Source organism: Desulforamulus reducens MI-1, assembly GCF_000016165.1.
Lineage (GTDB): Bacteria > Bacillota > Desulfotomaculia > Desulfotomaculales > Desulfotomaculaceae > Desulfotomaculum > Desulfotomaculum reducens.
The window spans coordinates 3,263,954-3,285,999 of record NC_009253.1 but is presented as its reverse complement, the minus strand read 5'-3'; the positions used below and the strand labels follow the sequence as shown (position 1 = coordinate 3,285,999).

27 protein-coding genes are annotated in these 22,046 nt (G+C 39.1%); 20 read left to right on the top strand and 7 right to left on the bottom strand.

All coding sequences use genetic code 11. From position 1 onward, the window contains the following. The first annotated feature begins 2 nt into the window (after positions 1 to 2). On the top strand, positions 3 to 1,034 hold the full coding sequence (locus DRED_RS16120; RefSeq protein ID WP_011879318.1) for an NAD-dependent epimerase/dehydratase family protein: 1,032 nt from the start codon (positions 3 to 5) through the stop codon (positions 1,032 to 1,034). A gap of 221 nt (positions 1,035 to 1,255) precedes the next feature. Here DRED_RS16120 and DRED_RS16115 read toward each other — a convergent pair whose 3' ends face one another. After that, positions 1,256 to 2,350, bottom strand: a complete 1,095-nt coding sequence (locus tag DRED_RS16115) for an integrase core domain-containing protein (RefSeq protein WP_011879317.1) — start codon at positions 2,348 to 2,350, stop codon at positions 1,256 to 1,258. A 103-nt stretch (positions 2,351 to 2,453) separates the two neighbouring features. On the opposite strand from DRED_RS16115, the gene DRED_RS18030 reads away from it, so the two are divergent. The 7 genes from DRED_RS18030 (at position 2,454) to DRED_RS16080 (ending at position 7,173) form a co-directional block, all read left to right on the top strand. Then, a complete protein-coding gene (locus tag DRED_RS18030) occupies positions 2,454 to 3,047 on the top strand; it encodes a hypothetical protein (RefSeq protein WP_156779691.1) in 594 nt (197 codons plus the stop codon). Positions 3,048 to 3,133: 86 nt separating this feature from the next. Next, complete coding sequence (locus tag DRED_RS16105; RefSeq protein WP_041274685.1) at positions 3,134 to 3,376, top strand: hypothetical protein; 243 nt, start codon at positions 3,134 to 3,136, stop codon at positions 3,374 to 3,376. A 27-nt stretch (positions 3,377 to 3,403) separates the two neighbouring features. Further along, positions 3,404 to 4,036: a hypothetical protein gene (locus DRED_RS16100; protein ID WP_011879314.1), complete on the top strand. Its 633-nt coding sequence runs from the start codon at positions 3,404 to 3,406 to the stop codon at positions 4,034 to 4,036. A 43-nt stretch (positions 4,037 to 4,079) separates the two neighbouring features. Beyond that, complete coding sequence (locus tag DRED_RS16095; RefSeq protein ID WP_011879313.1) at positions 4,080 to 4,991, top strand: hypothetical protein; 912 nt, start codon at positions 4,080 to 4,082, stop codon at positions 4,989 to 4,991. Positions 4,992 to 5,026: 35 nt separating this feature from the next. After that, positions 5,027 to 5,968: a hypothetical protein gene (locus tag DRED_RS16090; RefSeq protein WP_011879312.1), complete on the top strand. Its 942-nt coding sequence runs from the start codon at positions 5,027 to 5,029 to the stop codon at positions 5,966 to 5,968. A 45-nt stretch (positions 5,969 to 6,013) separates the two neighbouring features. After that, positions 6,014 to 6,706: a plasmid pRiA4b ORF-3 family protein gene (locus DRED_RS16085; RefSeq protein WP_011879311.1), complete on the top strand. Its 693-nt coding sequence runs from the start codon at positions 6,014 to 6,016 to the stop codon at positions 6,704 to 6,706. Next, a complete protein-coding gene (locus DRED_RS16080; RefSeq protein WP_011879310.1) occupies positions 6,703 to 7,173 on the top strand; it encodes a VanZ family protein in 471 nt (156 codons plus the stop codon). Before DRED_RS16085 ends, DRED_RS16080 begins: the two co-directional genes overlap by 4 nt. 146 nt (positions 7,174 to 7,319) lie before the next feature. Here DRED_RS16080 and DRED_RS16075 read toward each other — a convergent pair whose 3' ends face one another. Continuing rightward, a complete protein-coding gene (locus DRED_RS16075; RefSeq protein WP_011879309.1) occupies positions 7,320 to 7,847 on the bottom strand; it encodes an ImmA/IrrE family metallo-endopeptidase in 528 nt (175 codons plus the stop codon). 219 nt (positions 7,848 to 8,066) lie between these two features. Between DRED_RS16075 and istA the strand changes: the two genes are divergently transcribed. The 6 genes from istA (at position 8,067) to DRED_RS16045 (ending at position 13,636) form a co-directional block, all read left to right on the top strand. Further along, entirely contained in the window at positions 8,067 to 9,626 is a 1,560-nt protein-coding gene (istA, locus tag DRED_RS16070; RefSeq protein WP_011876690.1) for an IS21 family transposase, read from the top strand. After that, complete coding sequence (gene istB, locus DRED_RS16065) at positions 9,619 to 10,362, top strand: IS21-like element helper ATPase IstB (RefSeq protein WP_041274374.1); 744 nt, start codon at positions 9,619 to 9,621, stop codon at positions 10,360 to 10,362. Before istA ends, istB begins: the two co-directional genes overlap by 8 nt. A 610-nt stretch (positions 10,363 to 10,972) precedes the next feature. Next, positions 10,973 to 11,560 (top strand): TetR/AcrR family transcriptional regulator, encoded by a 588-nt coding sequence (locus DRED_RS16060; RefSeq protein ID WP_011879308.1) that lies wholly within the window; start codon positions 10,973 to 10,975, stop codon positions 11,558 to 11,560. Positions 11,561 to 11,576: 16 nt separating this feature from the next. Next, positions 11,577 to 11,897: a quaternary ammonium compound efflux SMR transporter SugE gene (sugE, locus tag DRED_RS16055; RefSeq protein ID WP_011879307.1), complete on the top strand. Its 321-nt coding sequence runs from the start codon at positions 11,577 to 11,579 to the stop codon at positions 11,895 to 11,897. A 1,050-nt stretch (positions 11,898 to 12,947) separates the two neighbouring features. Next, positions 12,948 to 13,337, top strand: a complete 390-nt coding sequence (locus DRED_RS16050; protein ID WP_011879306.1) for a HEPN domain-containing protein — start codon at positions 12,948 to 12,950, stop codon at positions 13,335 to 13,337. Next, positions 13,313 to 13,636, top strand: a complete 324-nt coding sequence (locus DRED_RS16045; RefSeq protein ID WP_011879305.1) for a nucleotidyltransferase domain-containing protein — start codon at positions 13,313 to 13,315, stop codon at positions 13,634 to 13,636. Before DRED_RS16050 ends, DRED_RS16045 begins: the two co-directional genes overlap by 25 nt. A gap of 210 nt (positions 13,637 to 13,846) precedes the next feature. Here DRED_RS16045 and DRED_RS18890 read toward each other — a convergent pair whose 3' ends face one another. Then, the gene (locus DRED_RS18890) at positions 13,847 to 14,032 is read right to left on the bottom strand and encodes a hypothetical protein (protein ID WP_156779690.1); all 186 of its coding nucleotides are present in this window, start codon (positions 14,030 to 14,032) and stop codon (positions 13,847 to 13,849) included. 84 nt (positions 14,033 to 14,116) lie between these two features. Then, positions 14,117 to 15,028 (bottom strand): Rpn family recombination-promoting nuclease/putative transposase, encoded by a 912-nt coding sequence (locus tag DRED_RS16040; protein WP_041275011.1) that lies wholly within the window; start codon positions 15,026 to 15,028, stop codon positions 14,117 to 14,119. A gap of 615 nt (positions 15,029 to 15,643) precedes the next feature. On the opposite strand from DRED_RS16040, the gene DRED_RS16035 reads away from it, so the two are divergent. Then, positions 15,644 to 15,937: a hypothetical protein gene (locus DRED_RS16035; protein ID WP_041274684.1), complete on the top strand. Its 294-nt coding sequence runs from the start codon at positions 15,644 to 15,646 to the stop codon at positions 15,935 to 15,937. Next, entirely contained in the window at positions 15,921 to 16,760 is an 840-nt protein-coding gene (locus DRED_RS16030) for a magnesium chelatase domain-containing protein (protein ID WP_011879302.1), read from the top strand. The genes DRED_RS16035 and DRED_RS16030 overlap by 17 nt, the downstream gene beginning before the upstream one ends. 115 nt (positions 16,761 to 16,875) lie before the next feature. Here DRED_RS16030 and DRED_RS16025 read toward each other — a convergent pair whose 3' ends face one another. Continuing rightward, positions 16,876 to 17,265, bottom strand: coding sequence for a type II toxin-antitoxin system death-on-curing family toxin (locus DRED_RS16025; RefSeq protein WP_011879301.1), 390 nt, complete (start codon positions 17,263 to 17,265; stop codon positions 16,876 to 16,878). Next, entirely contained in the window at positions 17,262 to 17,501 is a 240-nt protein-coding gene (locus DRED_RS16020; protein ID WP_011879300.1) for a type II toxin-antitoxin system Phd/YefM family antitoxin, read from the bottom strand. The genes DRED_RS16025 and DRED_RS16020 overlap by 4 nt, the downstream gene beginning before the upstream one ends. 513 nt (positions 17,502 to 18,014) lie before the next feature. Between DRED_RS16020 and DRED_RS16015 the strand changes: the two genes are divergently transcribed. Together DRED_RS16015 and DRED_RS16010 are read left to right on the top strand one after the other, a co-directional pair. Then, the gene (locus DRED_RS16015; protein ID WP_041274683.1) at positions 18,015 to 18,245 is read left to right on the top strand and encodes a hypothetical protein; all 231 of its coding nucleotides are present in this window, start codon (positions 18,015 to 18,017) and stop codon (positions 18,243 to 18,245) included. Further along, on the top strand, positions 18,217 to 18,843 hold the full coding sequence (locus tag DRED_RS16010; protein WP_011879298.1) for a hypothetical protein: 627 nt from the start codon (positions 18,217 to 18,219) through the stop codon (positions 18,841 to 18,843). The genes DRED_RS16015 and DRED_RS16010 overlap by 29 nt, the downstream gene beginning before the upstream one ends. Positions 18,844 to 18,936: 93 nt before the next feature. On the opposite strand, the gene DRED_RS16005 is transcribed toward DRED_RS16010, so the two are convergent. Continuing rightward, a complete protein-coding gene (locus DRED_RS16005; protein ID WP_011879297.1) occupies positions 18,937 to 19,710 on the bottom strand; it encodes an SDR family NAD(P)-dependent oxidoreductase in 774 nt (257 codons plus the stop codon). Positions 19,711 to 20,020: 310 nt separating this feature from the next. Here DRED_RS16005 and galE point away from each other — a divergent pair, with 310 nt between their 5' ends. Both galE and DRED_RS15995 read left to right on the top strand, forming a co-directional pair. After that, entirely contained in the window at positions 20,021 to 21,034 is a 1,014-nt protein-coding gene (gene galE, locus DRED_RS16000; protein ID WP_011879296.1) for a UDP-glucose 4-epimerase GalE, read from the top strand. A 305-nt stretch (positions 21,035 to 21,339) separates the two neighbouring features. Then, positions 21,340 to 22,044 carry a YveK family protein gene (locus DRED_RS15995; protein ID WP_011879295.1) on the top strand — a complete coding sequence of 235 codons (705 nt, stop codon included), beginning with the start codon at positions 21,340 to 21,342 and terminating at the stop codon, positions 22,042 to 22,044. The last annotated feature ends 2 nt before the right edge of the window (positions 22,045 to 22,046 follow it).

Genomic DNA, 22,046 nt, shown 5'->3' with positions numbered 1-22,046 from the left:
ACATGAGACTGGATTATAAAGAAATAGACAAAACAAAGACTTATCTAATCACCGGGGCGGCAGGTTTTATCGGGTATTTTCTATCCAAACTACTGCTAGAGCAGGGCTGTCGAGTAATTGGTGTTGACAATATCAATGATTATTATGATGTTAACTTAAAGTATGCTCGTTTAAAGTTGCTCAAACCCTTTGAGAAGTTTATCTCCATCAAGGGCGACATCTCAGATAAAGCTATGATTATGAAGATCTTTGAAGAGTATAAGCCTAATATTGTGGTTAATCTAGCTGCCCAAGCCGGGGTGCGCTATTCCTTAGAGAATCCGGATGCATATATTCAAAGCAATACTATTGGCTTTTATAATATCCTTGAAGCCTGCAGATATAATCCGGTTAACCATCTTGTGTATGCATCATCCAGTTCTGTTTACGGGGCTAATAAAAAGGTGCCATTTGAGGAAACTGACTTTGTTGATCATCCTGTATCACTCTATGCTGCTACCAAAAAGTCCAATGAATTGATGGCCCACACATATAGTCATCTTTATAAAATACCGGCAACGGGACTTAGATTTTTCACTGTTTATGGCCCTATGGGCAGGCCGGATATGGCATATTTCGGATTTACTGACAAGTACTTTAAAGGCGAGCCTATTAGAATATTTAACAATGGTGATTTTGAGAATGACCTTTATCGAGACTTTACATATATTGATGATATTGTAGAGGGTGTAGAACGGCTGCTGAGTAATGCACCTACTGATGCTATTCCCCATCGAGTTTTTAATATTGGAAACAACAGCCCTGAAAAGCTGATGGTATTTATAGAAACGTTGGAGAAAGCTTTAAGCAAAACAATCGGCAGGGAGGTAGTATTTGACAAGATTTTTGAACCTATAAAGGCGGGTGATGTGCCTGCTACTTATGCCTCAACTGATTTATTGCAGGAAGCAGTAGGATTTAAGCCTGAAACTTCAATAGAAGAAGGGCTGCAGAGGTTTGCGGACTGGTATGTTGAGTATTATAAGGTGAAGTAAAAGGCTGTCGCCTTCAAAAAGTCCATCGGGGTAGATTGATTGACAAATAATGCCACAAAAATAGAAGTAAATTACAATTTAAGATAAATAAAAAAAGCAAATCAACCGATAAAAGGTTGCATTTTGCTTTATTTGAGAAAAATGTAGACAGTAGAAAATAAGCCTATCATTAGGATAATAATAAGCCTTTTATTAGAGGAACAAGACTTTGGTAATTTTAATTAAGCAACTTTCTTGTAAGTGTGATATAGACCGCCGAGAACAGGAGTTGCTTTAAGTTTGGTCTTACTAGCTTTTGTAGGTAGATATGTAGGAAGCGGTATTGGTGTTTTACCATTTATGCCTTGATGAGTGCGATGTGTATTATAGTACTCGTGTATGTATTCTCTAAGCAGTCTGTGTAGATGTTTTTCATTAAATGGAATGATGTAGTTTAACAGTTCTTGCCTTATAATTCCAATAGACCGCTCTGCTATACCATTTTGCCAGGGAGAGCGTTTAGATATTCTTTTAGACCTAATTCCAGACGAAGCTAAGAAGGTTTTAAAATCTTTTGAAACAAATACCGGATTGTTATCGTGAATGAGGTATTGGGGTTTATGGTCGTAAGGGGTAGCATTTCGGATTTGTTGTTTAAGCCACTTTAAATTTGGATTACAGGTAACTGCAAAATGCTCAATTTTCCGGGTGCCGTGATTAATAATTATTAAAACATATAATACTTTGAATAATAAGGTAGGAACAGTAAAAAAGTCCATTGCCCATATTTCTTTGCTATGATTTTTAAGAAAGGTTTTCCACGATTGGACCTGGCGCTCGGACGGCGGTTTACGAGTGTATGAGATGTATTTGGCTATTGTGTTTGGGGCAGGTGGATTTATAACGTTCATTGAAATGAGGACTTCTCGTATTTTCTCAGGGGAAAGTAATGGATTCTCCTTATGAATCTTTTTAATAAGTTTGATTGTTTCAGTAGGTATTGTAGGCCGCCCGGTTTTCTTTGATTTAGATTTCCAATGAAACTTAAATGCTGTTTCATGCCAGCGAATGACAGTTTCTGGTTTTACTAAGATCAAGTTGGATTTCCAGTTTATAAAAACTTTAGATAGTAAAACCCACAGCTGCCGAAATACAGGTGTACATCTGGGTTTTGATATCTTTTTATTTTCTACTTGCTGCTGAAACAATGAAAGCTGGCTTCTGAGGGCTATAATTTCAAAGTTTTTAGCAGTGGATGTCATAAAAAAGGTGCTGATGAATTGAATACTGATGACAATCCATTCTTTAAAAAAGGAAAACACAGATTTAATATTCATAGAGACTAGCCTCCCCCCCCCAATGGTTTAATTCTAATTATATAAGGGGCTATAAAGGAGTTCAATGACAATATTTTTTGCTTTGTTTGAAAGGACGTTTTTCATGGATAAAGTAATGGATTATATTCAGGCACTGACAAATTTATATGGTGTAGTGCATAAAGACAAAGTTCAAGAGATTTACAACCAGCAAAATGATGATAAGATTGATGATAAGAGCATGGAATATATTATCAAAGAAAAAAAGGATTACTTAATCAATCATCGACAAATCACCGTACATAAGGATTATTTTGTTTACCTAAGCATTATGGTTGCAGGTTCTTACTTTGATGAAGAATTACGTGCAAAAGAGGGAAAGCCCTATTACATACCAGAAAAAGAAGAACTTTTAAAGTACAAAGATGTAAATTACTTTGAAGTTAATAAAGAGTATGAGGAGCTATTACAATTCCTAAAAAAGATGTTTTGGCGCAAATCGAAAGCAGAGGATGTAGCTAGAGAGATTCAAATGCACTGTGAGTCTTTTAGAGCCATGGAGAATTTACATCTGCTTTTTGAGGAGAAAAAGATTAGATTTAAGAATGCTAAGCAAGCGGATGAACTGATGAGACTGATAAGAAATTTAGCTAATAACACCCGGATTTGGCAAAATAATGGATATACTCCCAATGAGTTAGATGTGGGTAAGCGGTAAAATAAAAGGGAAGTTTTTTGGCCATTAATTGCGACGAAGGAAACAGAGGTATTATAAAGAAGTTACTGCGACAGAGGAGAAATAGAATGATTAAAATTACAGTTGAAAAATTTGCAAAGATGTATGTTGAGAACAACCCTGGAGAAAAGTTTAACGAGATAAAATCAAATTTAAAGACAGCACTAAGTAGAAAAAAGGCCGGAGCTGTCTGTGGAGATTGTGGTCAACCGATATGGGCAGCAGGAAGTGCTATTGTTGGATTTGATGGTTGTTTTACTTGTATTACGGGGGAAAGTGATCATTCCGAGGATTATGAAGTTTCTGAGTAAGCTATCTGAAAACCGAGGTACTATATAATGACCAATTCAAAGATATCTTTCAAAGGAATAATCATATCAATTCAACCGAGAATCAGGCTGATACGTTCATTTGATGAGCGGTCACATAACTATCTCGGTTATTCTCTTTTTATTAAAGGTTGGATTGACGGTACTGAACGAGATTTCTCAGTAGGCATCGGTAAAGCCGCCCAGCAGAAGCATCAGTTTAAGGTTGGAGATGAAATCACCGGCGAGTGCCTTCCTGTTGCAGATGAAAGGCTGGAGCCGGTTGAGTTTTATAAAGCATCCAAGTTGAAGAAAATTGGCCATGTAGATAATGATAATTCAAGTCCTCCACCTTGGGAAACCATACCACCTGATCTCGAAGTCTACAGAGAGAGGGGCCACCGGCGGTTAGCTGCCAGGACTTATGCCAGTAAATGCACCACATGCATATGGGGATGCCGGATGCCTGTAGAAATTATTGTTGATCACTGGAATCCTGGAAAGCGTAAGTACCGGTTTGAGACTTTCTGTTACGGTCCTTTGTCTTGCAAACTTTATAAGGCAGGGCCGGTGAGAAAAGTTCCAGGCAGAAACGGTATGGTGTATGAAGAGGAAGACTGGGTTGATGAGGAGATGACCGGACATAGGGATATGGATGAGTGAGGCAATTGGTTCGAGTGTTGGTAGCGGTGGGGTGAATCTTTAAATGCAATTAGAAAAAGTAGCGATTATCAAAAACGGTAAAGATATTGGAAGGATTATCCCCTTCAATATGGATGCTTCAGGAGACTATGACTTTAAGATTAGTTTTTCTAAGAATGACTACGAAGTGAATATGTATCCGTTTCTTTCAAAAGCGCCGGTTAAGCTTGAGTTAGAGGATATGACGAGTTGGGAAATCTCATATCATAGAAGTACTGCATTTAAGCCTACAGTTATCCATCTAAAAGAAAAGAAAAATCATCCGAAGTACAAGCCTCTTCCACTGTATCGGTTAGTAGATCCGTCGATATATAAAGTATTTCCCATTCCATTTATGAGGGTAGAAATACCACCAAATTCTGTAGCAAAGAACTACAAACCAAAGCCCAAAGAACATGTTGCATTCGATATGGAGGCTTCCAATGTAGCGGAATTTTATCTAGCCCATATCGATTTTAATTATGAAGGGTTTATGGAAAAATGGCCTGTACTAAGTTTAAGGCTGTTGGCAAATTCATTTGAGTTTTATGCAACAAACAATATGATTACTGGCGTACAAAAATATGAGAATTTCTTGCCGTCTGATGGAGAAAAGCGAAGGCCTTTAGATGACTTTGCAGTCAATAACAATATGAAATTTTACGTAAATCTATACAATAATCCTGAGTTGATTGAAGGAAAAATCAAAGTTACCTTTATTGAGAATGAATTTGCTGATGCGCTTCTTGGCCTGTCGCAAATTGGTTATGAGAACGAGCAGGGGAAGGTTGAAATGTTCCCGGCCTACAAGGAAGACTTGCGGCGGGATACCATGTCATCGGAAGAGAAAAGAAAATGGGAATACAGATTTAATAAGATGCAGGGAAAGCTCGAAAGAGAAATCAAAAAGGTAGAGCAAAAACGGTTCTATAGATGATGGTAATCTAATTTGTGTCGCTTTAGGGGGGTAATATGTCTAAGATTGAAAATGGTCGAATATATGAGTACATAGAAAACCTGTATGATGATATGAAGGCGAAGGATGGAAAGTATTATCCATCTAAACATGACAAGCTTGTTTTTGCGAGTGCGGCAAAGGAATTCAATATTACAGAAGGTCAAGCAGAAAAAACTTATAATAGTTTTAGTCAATTAGTAGCCAAAAAACTTGAGTTAAGGCTTAGCAGATTACCTAAAAAAGAACGTCAAAAAAGACGCGAAGAAATTTTTGCCAACATTTTGAAAAATAATGGGGACTTACCTTTTGGAGATATTGAAGGTCCTGCAACGGAAGATATCAAATCAGGATTAGATACAATTTATGAAGAGTATTCAAATGTTGCTATATTAATCGGAAAGAACGGTTGGACTATACCGATGAGTATGGGTTTAAGTAAACTGGACTCATTGATTGGTAAAAAAGTTGATATAGAAGTGCTAGATTCTTTTTTCAAGAAGTATTATGACCCAAGGAAATTTGCAACATTAACTAAACATGTTAAGCGAAGTAATTTAAGTAACACTCAAAAGAAGTTGTTTTTTGAATGCGTAGATACATTTAATGAAGGGAGATTTTCAATCAGCGCAACAGCATTAATCACAATTCTTGAAGGGGTTTTAAGTAAGTTTGGAGATAGTGAAAATGATATTATGATGATTAGAATATGTAGATATCATATGGATGAAACTAAAAATGATAAGAAGATAATTAACCATTTGGTTTGGGTATCATTTTTAAATTTTATTAGTGAATTATATAAGAAATCTGAATTTGATAAGGATGAACCAGATAAACTGAATAGGCATTGGATTTTGCACGGGAGAACTGATAAAGAATTAGGTGATGCAGATTGCCTCAGATTATTTAATGCAATTTATTCGTTAATAACAATGATGAAGTATGCGAAAAAATGAGCGTTTAGGTAAGGTTTGTTGATAAGATATAGAAGGTGATTATAATTGAAAGCCTATCAAATAAAAATTGAACTACAAAACTCAGATCCACTAATTTGGCGAAGAGTCATCATGCCTGCTGGAGCTACTTTTAACAGGCTTCATGATGTTATTCAAAATGTGTTTAACTTTAAGAGTGGGTATCCTTATGAACCGTATCATCTATTTGAGTTTGATTTATCAGCTGACAACATCCGAGTGATCAATGATGAGGAAGCATACCAACAGCACCAGTATTATAAGAAAAACCGTAAAGAGATAGAAGAAAAAATGAAAAATACACCTCCGGAATTTGCTAAGTTTAATCAGGCGCATTTAGAAAATCTAAGCACAGTTATTCGTAAGCCTACCGGCATAAAGATTGATGAGTACATAGAAAAATATGGTGAGATCAAATACATTTACAATTACGGTGATGATTGGCGGATTCTGGTTATTTTAGAGGAAATCGTTGAGGATTACCATTATGGATACCCAACACTTATAGATGGTGCAGAGACCGCTCCACCAGAAGATGTGGGTGGCCTTCCTGGGTATTATCAGTTTTTAAAGGTTTATCATAATCCGAATCATCCTGAGTATGAAGAAGTTAGGGCTTGGGCTAAAGAACAATATTTTAGAGAATATGATGCAGAGTTGATTAATGAAAGGTTAAAAGCGATTAAGTATAAGAAAACAGAGTGGGATAAGCTGAGATGAATAAAAGGAACTATACATGTCCATACATAAAATTTCTTTCCTGGGCAGCTGTGCTTCTTTGGATGGCACTCATTTTTAATCTGTCATCCCAGGTGGCGGAGCAGTCCAATCAGTTAAGTACAGGAATAAAAGAGGTTATTGTAAAAACGGTAGAAAAAGTTGCTCCCAAGGCGGAGTTTGATATAGATGACTTTAATCATATATTAAGGAAGAATGCTCATTTCTTTGCTTATTTAGTGCTCGGAATACTGGTGTTAAATGCTTTAAAAACATGTGGGGTAACTGGGTACCCGAGCATTGCTTTAGCTCTGGGGATTTGCATTCTTTATGCGATGTCAGATGAAGTCCATCAGCTATTTGTCCCCGGCAGAGGGGGACAGGTGAAGGATGTTATCATTGATAGTGCCGGGGCCAGTGTAGGAGTTGGGGTGTATTGGGTAGTTGATAGGTTGGTTAAGGGAAGATAGAGAATAGATACCCCGTTGAGCTACAGATTCGGCTTAGGGGGTGTTTTTTAGTGTCCATGCTTTAGTGCGTTAATGTATTAAATGAATTACTTGATGCAGTTTGGTTTGTCTGGTATTTTATTACTCATATAAGCACTAAAGTCCAATCAGTAATTCTTTAAAAAATTAGCCTTTGCATTTAATGGAGGATCTATTACTTGATAACCCTTTCTCTTTAAGATGCGAAATTTAAAATCAAGAAGCTCCGCCGGGACGCACAAAGTACTGGCAGCAGAAAAAAATGAAATATCTTCATTTAAAATTCTTAATACGTCTTTATCAGCTAATATAAAATCAGCAGCAAAAATATTGGCTTCATACTCATAAAAAGAAGTTTCGTCAAATAGCGTAAAATCATGGAAACTTTTAATACCGGGTACTTTCCTATGTAAAACCGCATGTCCTATCTCATGGATTAAAATTATCCGTTGTAACAGTTCATCCAGGTCACTGTTAATGACGATAGCTTGTTTACGTGACTGTTGTAAATAGAATCCTTTACAGGCCCCTTCAAATAAACCCATAGGCTGATATAGCAAAGAGATTTTCATCTTTTGGCATAGCTTAACGGGATCCGCTTCAGAGTACTTCCTTTTTATTTTTCTGACTTCGTTACTTATAACATCAATACTCATCGTAGCCCTCAAATCCTTCCGAAGATAAACTGATTATCAAAGCAGACTCAGTTATCCTATTCCCCCATATTGAATAAAGACAACAAAATATACCACTCGTGCCATGTTTCTGAGCCACGTATGACATGATTTTAAGCCAGTTCTGCCATCGAAAGAGCCACCTCTTGTATAATCAACACTGTACATAAAAGTACAATTCTGATTACAGGAGGTTTTTTTATGATCAAGTACCGGGAAATCCTGAGGCTTCATGCCCAGGGTCTTAGTATGAGAGGCATTGCCGCAAGTTGCTCCAACTCAAGGAACACTGTGAGCGAAGTTCTCAAACGAGCTGAAAGTCAGGGTATTTCTTGGCCATTTGAGAAGGATATGTCAGATGGTCAGCTCCAGGATGTTTTGTTTCCTGAAAAGAATGTTTCTCTTACCTTCAGGAGAAGGCCTGACTGCGAGTATATCCACAAGGAAATGGCTAAAAGTGGGGTAACACTTTCGCTTTTGTGGGATGAATATTGCCAGAACTGCAGGCAGAATCATAAGATACCTTATAGTTATCGACAATTTTGCCGGTTTTATCATGATTATGCCAATACTACAAAAGCCACTATGAGAATAAAAAGAAAGCCCGGTGAATTAATGGAAGTAGACTGGGCAGGCCAGACTATGTCCATTAAAGATAACATCACAGGAGAAGATATCACCGCTTACGTATTTGTTGCAGCGTTACCCTGCAGTCAATATGCTTATGTAGAAGCTTTTCTCTCGATGGAAACCGAGAGTTGGATCACGGCTCACATTCATGCCTTCAAGTTCTTCGGTGGTGTGACCAGAATGATTGTACCGGACAACTTAAAAACTGGTGTGGAAAAGTCCTCCCAGACTGATCCCATTATTAACCGCACGTATCAGGAAATGGCTGAACATTACAACACCTCTATTATGCCAGCCAGAGTACGTCACCCTAAAGATAAACCTAGTGCAGAAGGTACTGTAGGTATCATCTCCACTTGGATTATTGCCTCTCTCCGCAATCAGCAGTTTTTCTCAATTAAAGAACTCAATGAAGCCATCCACAAAAAATTAACGGAATACAACACCAAATCTTTTCAAAAAAAGCCAGGAAACAGGCTTTCCGCTTTCACGGAAGAGGAGAAATTTGCGCTAATTCCACTGCCTGCTTCCCCATACGAGCTAGCTACTTGGAAAAAAGCCACCGTACAATATGATTATCATATATCTGTGGATAAAATATATTACTCAGTTCCTTATGAATATATCAAACAACTAGTTGATGTCCGGATTACGAAGAATGTGGTGGAAATTTTCTTCAAACATTTCCGTATTGCCTCCCATAAAAGGCTTTCTGGGAAAGTAGGACAAGCATCCACAATTCCAGAACACATGCCTGATAATCATAAAAAATACATTGAGTTCAACCAAGATTCAATTCTTGAATGGGCAAGTAAAGTTGGATCACACACATTAACCACTGTTAAAAGCATTTTAGCCTCTTACAAGACAGAAAAGCAAGGACTTAAATCTTGCTTAGCACTAATGAAGCTAGCTGATAAACATTCGGTTGAACGCATCGAAGCCGCATGTAAAAGGGCTCTAGACTATACCCCCAGACCCACCCTAAAGAGTATTCAAACCATCCTAAAGACGGGCCAAGATAAATTATCTGAGGTGAATCCAACTGTGGATAACACAACTAAAAAGACAGCCAGCTCTTACGGATTCACTAGGGGAGCCGCTTACTATGGAGGTAAAAACAATGACTAACGAAAATACAATATCAAAATTAAATGATATGCGTTTAACTGCAATGGCCGAAACCTACAGGAAACAGTTGCATGATACCGATTACCGGGAACTATCCTTTGAAGATCGCTTCAGCCTTCTTGTGGATGTGGAATGGTCACGGAGAAAGAATAATAAGCTGAACCTCCTGATTAAAGGATCACAATTCCGGTACAACCAAGCATGTATTGAGGATATAGAATATCATCCAGATAGAAAGCTTGATAAAGCTCAAATTCTCCGGTTGGCTTCAGGTCAGTATATTCAAGATCACCACAATATCATTATTATGGGCGCTTCAGGTAACGGCAAAACCTATCTAGCTTGCGCCTTTGGAGTTGCTGCATGCCGGCAATTCTACAAAGTTAGGTATGTACGGCTACCTGATCTACTTGATGAATTAACAATCGCCAGAGGTGAGGGCATATTCCAAAAGGTTATCAAGCAATACAAGAAAGTTAATCTCCTTATACTAGATGAATGGCTTCTAACACCTTTAAAGGGGAGCGAGGCACGGGACCTTCTGGAAATAGTGGAGTCAAGACATCAGACAGGTTCAACCATTTTTTGTTCCCAGTTTGATCCTAGAGGGTGGCATGAAAAAATAGGTGAGGTAACCTTGGCAGATTCCATTTTAGACCGTATTGTCCATGATTCCTATACTATTCTGATTGATGGGGAGATATCTATGAGAGAACGACATGGTTTAGAAAAATAACCATCTGGGGTCACTACTAAAGGTGGTGGCCCTATTAATGTCATCGGTGGTTCAATTTGATGTCATAAGTGGCTCAAAAATATGGCATAGTTGGCTCTTTCCTATGGCAATATTCAGGTAGCATAAGGACTATTATTGGGACCAACGTTGATAATGTCATATAATGATAAAATATAGTAAAATAAAAACGGGGTGCGAGCTGCGAAACAGCATGTTGTAAGCGGTCAATACTTTTGGCAAAAAAAACGGCCAATAATTTTGGACGATTATTTCCAGTTACATAAATGTCTTTCTGCCTGTGGATAATACCTACGGGCTTTTTCGTGTCTGCTGAAGTTGTGCTCGGGGAGGAACCGGAAGCCCTCCCGGGACTTCCAATTCCTCCCAAAAGGGGGCAGTCCCCACTTGCGTTATTACCCTCCCTAAAGTTAAATTTTAAAATATATTCTCCATATCCTAAGTTTTTATGTAACCCATTGGCTCATACTAAGCCAATGGGTTAGTGTTTTGATTCGCTAAGTTTGAGATTTAATTGTTTTATTAGATTGACATAAGAATAGAGTACACATTATAATTTAACTACCGAACGTTCGGTAGGGAGGCGGTAGCGTTGATTAATAAAATTAAATCGGTATCTTTATCGTTATTTGCTCAAAAAGGCTACGAAGGAACATCTTTAGCTAATATTGCCCAAGGGGTAGGGATTAGAAAATCCTCAATTTACTCACATTTTGAAGGAAAGGAGCATTTATTTTTATCTGTCTTTGAAGATGTTCAAAAAGAAGAATTAGAGGCCTTTATAAATTTTTGCCAAGATATTAAGGATGATAGCGCTAAAGGTAAATTGTACTCAATTTTTAAATACTATGGTGAAATGTATGAAAATAACAATGTTGAAGTAGTATTTTGGAAACGAAACATTTTATTTCCACCAGAATTTCTAAAAGAAAAACTACAAGAAAAAATTATATTTTATGAGAAGACCATGTCAGAAATGGTAACTGCCATTTTCAATAAAGGTATCATTAACGGAGAAATTCAGCCAAGAAACGTTGAGGATCTGTTAGGTACTTTTATATGCTTAATAGATGGCATGTTTATGGAATCTCATTATTATACCCGTCAACATTACCAAGTAAGGTTAGAGGCTGTGTGGCATACCTTCTGGGCCGGCATTAAAAATAATATTACAGAATAAGAAAGGAAGAAGCATAATGGCTTGGGTATATCTTGTAATCGCTGGACTTTTTGAGGTTATTTGGGCTATAGGACTAAAATACACCAATGGTTTTACTAAATTGTTACCGAGCTTAATTACCCTGGCAGGGATGGCCATAAGTTTTGGTTTCTTGTCCTGGGCTTTGAAGACCCTGCCAATCGGAACTGGCTATGCAGTATGGACAGGAATCGGGGCACTGGGAACTGTACTTGTAGGGATGCTCTTTTTAGGAGAGCCTCGAGATATAGTGAGAGTTATCTTTATTCTACAGATTGTTGGCGGCATGATTGGCTTAAAGATAACTTCTGGTCATTAAAAATATTAAGTTTGGGAGTGCTCGGGTAAGTTTCGTAGGCCTGGCTTAGCGCCATTCCCAAAACTTACCAAAAGGGGACAGTCCCCACTTACGTTACCAATTTAATAAACTAAAGTACAGCACAGTTCCTTTCATTAACGGAAAAAACTGTTAAGTATAACCCAATACAAAACATTCCCACCAAATCGAAATCGGAGGGGGATGTTGGTAGCATAAGGACTATTATTGGGACTAACGTTGATAATGTCATATAATGATAAAATATGGTAAAATAAAAACGGGAATACATAATTAAACAAACGGGCCTCACCTGCCGGGGATGGAAACATCCAAGAAAGGGGGTGAGGTGGGATGATTACCATAAGTGATGCAATACAGATAGTTATAGCGGTAATACTCCTGATTACCCTCGTTGTTCAATTGACTAGACGAAGTTAGTAATTAAAAACCCTTAAACTGGTGCGAACAGTTTAAGGGTTTTATGTGAAAACCTCGGTAGGTCGAGGCCACAACGCCGTTTAGTTAATTATAAGTATTCCCACTTTTATATTTGTATTATATATGATTCTAGATTTAATATCAACTTGCTCCGAGGTAAACCCTGGCAGGGCAAGCCTACCAGTGCTCCTGACTTTAGGAGATAAAAGCCAAAAAAACGCTGAATCCCTGGAAATGCTCGAGGGAGGAACCGGAAGCCCATCCGGTACTTCCAATTCCTCCCAAAAGGGGACGGTCCCCACTTGCGTTACCAACTTAATGAACTAAAGCGTTTGATTAATTGATTGCCCCGTGGGTTGCCCAGGCGGGGATGTTTTCATACATAAGAACTATTATCGGAAGGGGGATGGTAAAGCTGAATAATAGAGGCAGTTTAACGCGAGAGTATTACGTATGTTTCTGAGAGAGGCTAAAAGTGAAATTCCTTTAACCGACTTACTAACACCGTTGGGGGTAGCTGCAATAAAAGTATAATTATTTAAGTAAAATGATTTTGCTCTGGGGAGATGGTATAATCTAAGTATAGAAATAGAGTGAAAGGGGAATAAACAGGTGAGGGCACAATCATCTGTTTGGATAGGTATAGCTGAGGATGATCTAGAAGCAGCTGAACACTGTATGCATGGAAAGCAATACCTTTGGTCAATGTTTATGTGTCAGCAGGCAGTAGAGAAGGCTATTAAAGCGGTCTTCTTTAATAAAACTGGCTTAACTCCACCTAAAAAACATGACCTTATTTCATTAGCTGGTGGTGCTGACATTTTAGCCCAGTGCAGCAAGGATACACGGGATCTGTTGCGCCGTCTCTCATTATACTATATAGAAGCTAGATACCCAGATAAGCGGGCCGAATTAGAAGCGAAATGTACATATGAGAATACCAAAGAAATTCTACAGCGTACAAAGGGGGGAGTGGCATGGCTAAGAAGCATGTTGAAATAATCGTGCAAGATTTCATAAAGGCATTAAAAGGAAAAAATGTTCGTGTAGAAAAAGCCATCCTGTACGGTTCCTATGCAAAAGGAAAAGCAACTGAAGACAGTGATATAGATGTCGCCATTATCTCCCCTGATTTTGGCCAGGACTACTTGGAAGAAGCTGTTATGCTCAAAGAAATTAGCGAAGATATAGATCTAGACATTTCGCCTAGACCCTATTCTTTGGATGAATTCAAAAAAGGGCGTCGGGGTCAATTTCTCTATGATGAAATAATTAGTAAGGGTAAATCTATCAACATATAATTGCTCGGGTAAGTTTTGGGCCTGGCTTGGCGCCATTCCCAAAACTTACCAAAAGGGGACAGTCCGTGCGCCGAGAAAGGGCGCATCGTATAGTGGGTGGGAACCCCACTAAGAAAGGTCTAGCCAACCACTTATAGCGAGTCTTGAGATGCAGGGGGTAACCCCTGGCAGGACAAGCCTGCCAGAAGTTACCAAAAGGTGCCTGGTACTTCACTTAACTAAAGCGCCGGGTGGTTTCTTGTTTGTATGTTTTCCTTTGGGGTCTGGTGGTTTCAATGAAAGGCTAGCTAGGCGGTGCCAGGTACCGTCTTCGCATGAGATTGTTAAACGGGCATGAAAGGCTGCCAGCGGACGGAACCAGGCACCGCCCCTGTCGCTGGATAAAAAAGGGAGCAAGGTAAAGGGCCGTAAAATCAGGGGCGAATTGCTTCTGGCTTTCTGGCCAACTAAGTACTAGATAAAAATAGGGATTCTATTTTCTTAATTCATTGCTTCTTGCACAATAGCCTCGGCTTCTTCCAGGCTGTTAACGGTGTATATTTGATTGATGATTTTATCTAGAGCAGATAGGTTGTTGATATTTCTCACCTGGGCTTGAAGGTTAAGAGATAAGTCGGAAAATCTGGCGCTCAGGTACTTACAAATAGCCTCTCTTTGGCCTTTAGCCTCTCCTTCAGCTAACCCCTCAGCTCTCGCACCTGCTACCATAGAAACTTCATCCCTAACAGCCTTTTCTCTTAGCTCGTAAAGTCTACGTTCTTTCTGGTTTTTATAGAAGATTTGCTCTATGGTTATTGCTCTGCGAATTCCCGGATTTGTCATGGCAATCTCCTCCATTTCTTCACCCTGAAGGTTGTTGAAATACATCAGCCACTCTTCTAAATTATTTTGGGGCTTTCTCTTGATTCTTTTTATCTTGGGTAATTCAAGAAAATGAATTTCCAGGTCGTCGATCAGCAACTCTCCGGTGGAATCTTCACGAATGTGGAAGGTATGGTGGTATTTGTTTCTGTCACTGAACCAGTCAAATCCTAATATGTTAATGGTAATGGTTTTTCTTAGGTAGATAAAGTTCTGTCCGCTGGTTAATTGCCCGTGGTAGAGACCGGCCCAATAAAAGAGTGTACGCTTATCAATGTTGTAACGATTGTTAATTTGGACTTCAATATTGATTAACATACCGTTTGTAGTTCTGGCTAATATGTCTAACCGGGCAGCTCTGTCCAATAAGTATTTTGGATCAATCTCTCGATCCAGCAGTTCCACAGATGTTAGTTCTTGCCCCTTTAAAGGTTTTAGCACAGCATTTAGAAAACCAATAAGTGCTTCTTTACCTTCTTCTGATCCCATAATTCTTTTAAAGGCATAATCGTTGGTACGGTTGATCTCCATCTGTTGGGTCAAGCTGTCACCCCGTTTCTCTGCTTTTGTTACCGTTTCCATTATTATATCAGGATGCATTTTATTAATGAAGATAAAAGTGGTAACCTCCCAGTTACCATTACGCTTGGCAGTGCGGCCGAGCTATGAAAGGCTAGCTAGACGGTGCCAGGTACCGTCTTCGCATGAGATTGTTAAACGGGCATGAAAAGTTGCCAGCGGACGGAACCAGGCACTGCTCGAGGGAGGAACCGGAAGCCCTCCCGGGACTTCCAATTCCTCCTAAAAGGGGACAGTCCCCACTTGCGTTACCAACTTAACGAACTAAAGTATTCGATCAACACCTCCGCTGGGTTGCTTCTGCGGAGGTGTTGCAACATCCTCTTCTCATCCGCATACTGGATCAAGTTGAGGATGTCCTATATATAAAAGGAATGTTTTGCTATCAAAGATAATTTCTCATTTTTGATAGGGATATTCGCCATCCAAAGGGTTCCCTAGAAGAATGATCATGTAGCGCTGCAACGGTCATTTTTGTTATATATCTAAATAATCCATGTAAAATAAAGGAAAATTGCTGTTATTAAAAGAATTATTAAACAATTAATGAATTAGGTGGTGGTAATTGTGCCACGTAAGAACCGTATTTGGTATCCGGGTGCCGTTTATCATATCATGTGTCGGGGGAATCATCGTCTAAACCCCGTAAGGGCAAATATTGAACCCCGCCCTGATTTATACAAGTGGAGTAGTTATAACGTATATATGGGCGACCATCAGGATCAACTTACCACCACCGAAAAAATATTGGGTTGTTTTTCTCCCCCACGGGTCAAAAATTATCGGCAATTTGTAGAACAGCCTTTAAAGTTTATTAATTTCACGCCTAAAGGGGATGAAGTAGATGGCGACAGTAATTAACTCCTTTGCCATTGCCGGAATTGACGGTTATCAGGTAGAGGTAGAAACGGTAACCATGTATGGGCACCCCTCCATAACCATTGTAGGGCTTGGTGATACGGCTATTAAGGAATCCCGTCAGCGCTTGGAAGCAGCTATTAATTATGCTGGTTATGAATTTCCTAAAATGAAAATAGCTATTAATCTAGCCCCCGGGGATATTAAAAAAAGTGGCTCTCATTTTGATCTTAGCATGGCGATTGGACTTTTGGTTGGTACCAACCAGGCGATGGTTGGCAGGGAGATGTTAACTGGCTATGGCTTTATTGGAGAATTGTCTTTTAATGCTTTTTTGCGTCCCTGTGGTGGAGTATTGCCGATGGCTATTGCGGCCAGGGATGCAGGTATAACGAAACTAATTGTTCCTGAGGAAAATATAAGGGAAGCATCCCTCGTGCAAGGTATTGAAGTATTGGGTTTTAATGATCTAAAGTCAGTGGTTGAGTATCTCGAAGGCAGAAAAGCTTATGAGGTGCCGGCCTTGAAAATAAGTGACCAAACCCAGGTAAAAAAAAGAGTGATTGATTTTCAGGATGTACAGGGGCAAGATGTGTTGATCCAGCATATCGTTGTTGCTGCGGCCGGAGGGCATAACATACTGATGAGCGGATCCCCAGGCTGTGGCAAGTCTATGATCGCTAAAAGAATGGATACCATTCTTCCTGATATGACTGAGGAAGAAGCGCTTGAAGTGCTCGAGGGAGGAACCGGAAGCCCTTCCGGGACTTCCAATTCCTCCCAAAAGGGGACAGTCCCCACTTACGTTAATAACTTAACGAACTAAAGTAGAACCAGGAACCTCTAATGGATTTGGTAGAGGTAGGAGGTCTTCTACTAAAATCCATTCCAAGAACAAGGCCATATTAAGCGTTGCTGCACAGGACGTAGTTAGGATTTTGTTATCCCATTTTTGTAGTGTTATGTTCTTTAATCCATCGAGCGATGTACTCCTTGGACAAAATACTCTCTGCAATGGCAAGGCCCAGGTCTACCAGCTCATCTTCGTAGTACGATATGTGATAATCGTTATACTCTAACAAGATCAGCATTAAGTAAATCCCCATTCTCTTATTTCCATCTACGAATGGGTGATTATTAATAATCCCATGGCAAACAGCAGCGACTTTACTTTCTATGTTAGGGTAAAGATCCTGTCCACCAAAGGAAGCATGGGCATTAAAAACGGCCGATAGGAGCAAGTTAATATCTCGTACGCCTGGGGATCCACCCGTTTTTAGGATCATTTTTTCATGCAATTTTAGAATATAATCAATTGGCAACCATTTCATTCAGCTAACCTCTTAAACGCATTAAAGTTCTTTTCTAAAATATCATTCGCGATCTTATTAAGCCTCTGTTCCTCTAATACCTGGGCCTCGTAGTCATCAAAATCAATAATTAGATAACGGGGTTTATTATTTTTCATCACAATTACTTTTTTCTTTTCATCAACTAGGCGAGCAACCTTAGAAAAATTTTGATTGGCATCTGATATGCTTACAATACAATCCGTGCTAATATCCATAAGAAACACCTGCCTTATTATATCTTAGGTCTATTATATACTATTTAGGATGAATTCATCCTAAATAAATATCTCCCGGGGAGGAACCAGAAGCCCTCATTGACTTCCAATTCCTCCTAAAACCTTCATGCCGCTATGCAGCACAATCTATTATGAAAATGGGCAAGATTTTATTCCGGATTTAACAAGGTATCGAAAGAAACTAAAAAGGTATGAAACTTCTGAAAGAAATCGAATTATCAAGGTCTTTTTAAAATAAGATATTGGATTGGTGGATAAGCCAAGATTATCTTATTTTCTTTGCTTCAGAATACTCTATCTGTAGGGCGAAAAAATATGATATAGTAAATGAAACAATTCTAGGAATTATCACTGATGATGAGAACAAAATCCTTGTATCGGAACTTACAAAGATAAAAACTTACTTCCTTAGCTATGTTTAATAGAAATATTTACTATGTAAATTGGTTGTTTATACCTTGTGATGCTATAATGTATGGTAAGGTGATGATTATGAAGCGTTTTACCTTTGATCAGCTGGTCAATGATAAGACAAGAAAAAAAACTAGAAAGTTACAACTAACCACTATTACCAGTGTATCAAAAGAAGATCGTGCAAAAAGAGGTTTAAGAAATCCGGAAGAAACTATATTATTAGTAAAGTCATTAAGAAAGCATATACAACGTTTAAAAAATGAAAGGATTTTAGTGAAAAATGGCCGGAATTGGAGACTATATCTCTAAGACTGACATACAGCTTATCAAAAATAAAATTAGTACTTTACAGGAACTACCCCTAGAGACATTTCATAAAAATATCAAAGCTATAAGTTATCTCACATACCTCCTTGAAAAAGTAGGAATAAAACCGATTATAGTTGGCGGTCATGCTGTGGAGATCTACACATTAGGTCAATATACTACAGTTGACGTAGATATTGTATTAAGCGGACGTGAGTTAGCAAGGGAAATTTTTGAGGAGCTTAGTTTTGCAAAAGGACAAGGTTTCCGACACTGGTACCACGAAGAACTAGGTCTACCCATTGAGATCCCAGATGATATACTAGCCGGTTCTATGGATCGAATTATACAGGTAACCATAGAAGAAGGTTTTCATGTCTATGTAATCGGTATCGAAGACCTTATTTTAGACCGGGCCAGAGCAGCCGTTTACTGGAATTCATCCGGGGATAGAGAATGGTCCTTATTACTTATGAATGCTCAATATGAAGAAATTGATTTTGAGTATCTGGAGAACGAAGCAAAAAAAGAACCAGATGACAGCGTTTTTAAATTAATAATAGACCTTCGTAATGAAACAGAAAAATATTTAAATGGGTAAATTAATATTACTTTGATGCCAATATTTTAAAAGGTTTAAAAACATCCCCTACCAAGGCGACCTTGGTAGGGGATGTTTCTTTCATAGGGGCTACTAAACCGCAGTCAATCCGCCATCCACTGTAATAAACTGTCCAGTGGTATAACTGGATGCATCAGAAGAAAAGAATAAAATTGGTCCATTAAGCTCGCCTTTACGCCCCGGTCTGGAAGCCGGGCAAAGTGAGTTGTACATCTGCAGGAAGCTTTCTTCCTTAAATAAAGTATCCGCAGTCATCTCCGATTCAAAAAGGCCTGGGCCCACTGCGTTAACAGTAATCCCATACTGGGCCAGAGAAACTGCCATACCAGTGGTTAAGCCAAGCACTGCACTTTTCGATGTATTATAAGAGTGGCGAACCAGTGGTTCGGCCTTATCTGCTATAATCGCATTGACAGAAGCAACGTTGATAATCTTTCCATACTTACGCTGCTTCATCTGAGGAACGATATATTTACACATCAAAAAAATACCTTTTACATTAATATCCATCGCAGTATCCCATTGTTCTACCGTCATGTTTTCCACAGAACCTTTAATTGCAATGCCGGCATTATTAAGCAGAATGTCAATTTTACCGTAATGAGACAATATTTCTTCAACGGCTTGTTTAACGTTTTCCTCGTTAGAAACGTCACACTGTACGGCAATGGCTTTTTTGCCGGTGGCTTCAATTTCCTTCACAACCTGATCGAGTTTTGTTTTCCTTCTGGCTAAAAGGGCCACATCAGCACCTTGTGCAGCGTAGGCCCTTGCCGCATCGGCTCCTAAACCGCTGGATGCTCCGGTAATAACCGCAACTTTACCTGATAAATCAAACAAATTCATCCTATTCTCCTCCTTTCCCTTTATACTTTATATTTTAATACAATTAATAGAACAGTTCATAAAAGATATTTAACTTTCGCATACCGAAACATAATTGGTAGTATCTATAATTAAAAAAGACAATGACCCTGTAGTGTTGCTGCACGGTTATTGTCTTTTTTATTTGTGTACCGGGCATTGGTAGGGATTTTTGCCCATAGGGACTATGATTGGCATCAATCGGTAAGATATAATATTGCAAGAGAACTAGCAGCCAATATATCCCTTTGGGTTGTTGCTAAAGGTTTTTATATTAATGGAGGGAATTAAAATGTCTATATTGGTTACAGGAGGAGTAGGATATATCGGTAGCCATACCTGTGTGGAACTGCTCAAGGCGGGGTATGAGGTAGTAGTGGTGGATAACCTTTCGAATAGTAAGCCAGAGGTTTTAAGGCGTATCAGAGAAATTACTGGTCGAGAATTAAAATTTTACAAGGTTGATGTTTTAGAGCAAGCAGAGCTTGCAAAGGTATTCTTAGAAAACCAGATAGAGGCTGTCATCCATTTTGCCGGGCTTAAGGCAGTGGGAGAGTCTGTGGCAATACCCCTTCGTTATTATCACAACAATATTACCGGTACACTTATTCTTTGTGAGACCATGCAAAAGCATGGTGTGAAGAAGCTAGTCTTTAGCTCCTCGGCTACGGTTTATGGTGACCCCAAAAGTGTACCCATCTCCGAGGACTTTCCGCTCAGTGCCACTAACCCCTATGGTCGTACAAAGTTAATGATTGAGGAAATACTGGGGGACCTTTATCTGTCAGACAATGACTGGAGTATTGCCCTGCTGCGCTATTTTAATCCCATAGGTGCACACCAGAGTGGCCTTATTGGTGAAGATCCCCAGGGAATTCCCAACAATCTCATGCCTTATATTTCTCAAGTTGCAGTTGGCAAACTGAAAGAACTCAGGGTCTTTGGTAATGACTATCCAACACCCGATGGCACTGGAGTTAGGGATTATATCCATGTTGTGGATCTAGCCATAGGGCACTTGAGAGCTCTGGAGAAGATCTTACCGACAACGGGTTTGGATGCCTATAATCTTGGTACAGGAAGAGGCTACAGTGTTCTCGAGATGATCAAAGCTTTTGAAAAAGCTTCTGGCAGGAAGGTTCCCTATACTGTTGTGGACCGACGACCTGGCGATGTAGCCATGTGCTACGCAAATCCTGAAAGGGCCAGAATAGAACTCCATTGGGTTGCTGAAAGAGGTATTGAGGAAATGTGTACGGATACCTGGAATTGGCAGTCAAATAACCCAAAGGGTTATGCGGAGTAGTTGGCTGCTGTTACAACAAGAGGTTTAAAGTAGTACCCTGGCATGTAAAGCGAGATCCGAACCTTCCAAGGTCACACACCGACGGAGGGTTTATTTTTTTGTTATTTTATGATTTTTCAGCCTTTGAGAAAATATAATGTCGTATTTCGAAGTAATTAGTCGAAGTACCTGGTGGTTACATAGTAATCTTTATACAGATATATTTAATTGAAAAATAAAGATAAAATATTATTTCCGTTATGAAGGAATAGCATGTTTAATGTCGTATTATTCAAATAATTATGCATAGTAAAGGAGACTTTGACTTGAATGACGACAAAATAGAGTCGAGAGATGACTTTGAGGTGATCGATCTAAGAGATATCTGGCGCATTATCAAAAAGGGTAAATGGATTTTAATAAGTCTCCCCTTAATTGCCATGCTGACCAGTGGAATTATCAGTTTTTTTGTACTTACCCCCCGCTATGAGGCATCTACCACTTTAATGGTGGGCAAAACCTATTCCGGTCAAGACGCCATGATGTTGCAATATAATGATATTTTAACGGCTAACCAACTAGTTAAGACCTATAGCCAAATTGCCAAGAGCCGTACAGTGGTGGAGAAGGTAATGCAGTCTGAAAAAATAAATACGACCTATGAGCAATTAAGTCAGAGTATCGATGTTAAACCGGTAAAGGATACGCAATTAATCCAAATAACGGTGGAAGATATCGACCCGGAGCGGGCAGCGAGGCTGGCCAATTTTACCGCAGTTGTTTTTATTCGTAAAGTTACAGAAATCATGAAGGTTGATAACGTTAACATTATAGATCACGCAGTGGTACCCACTTTACCGGTGAAGCCAAATAAAAAGTTGAACATCATCATTGCTGGAGTCGTTGGCTTGATGGTTGCCTTAGGGATTGTCTTTTTACTGGAGTTCCTGGATCGAACCATTAAGACCGGAGATGACGTGGAACGTTACTTAGAGCTTCCCGTGCTGGGGGTTATTCCTAAGATTGAATAAAA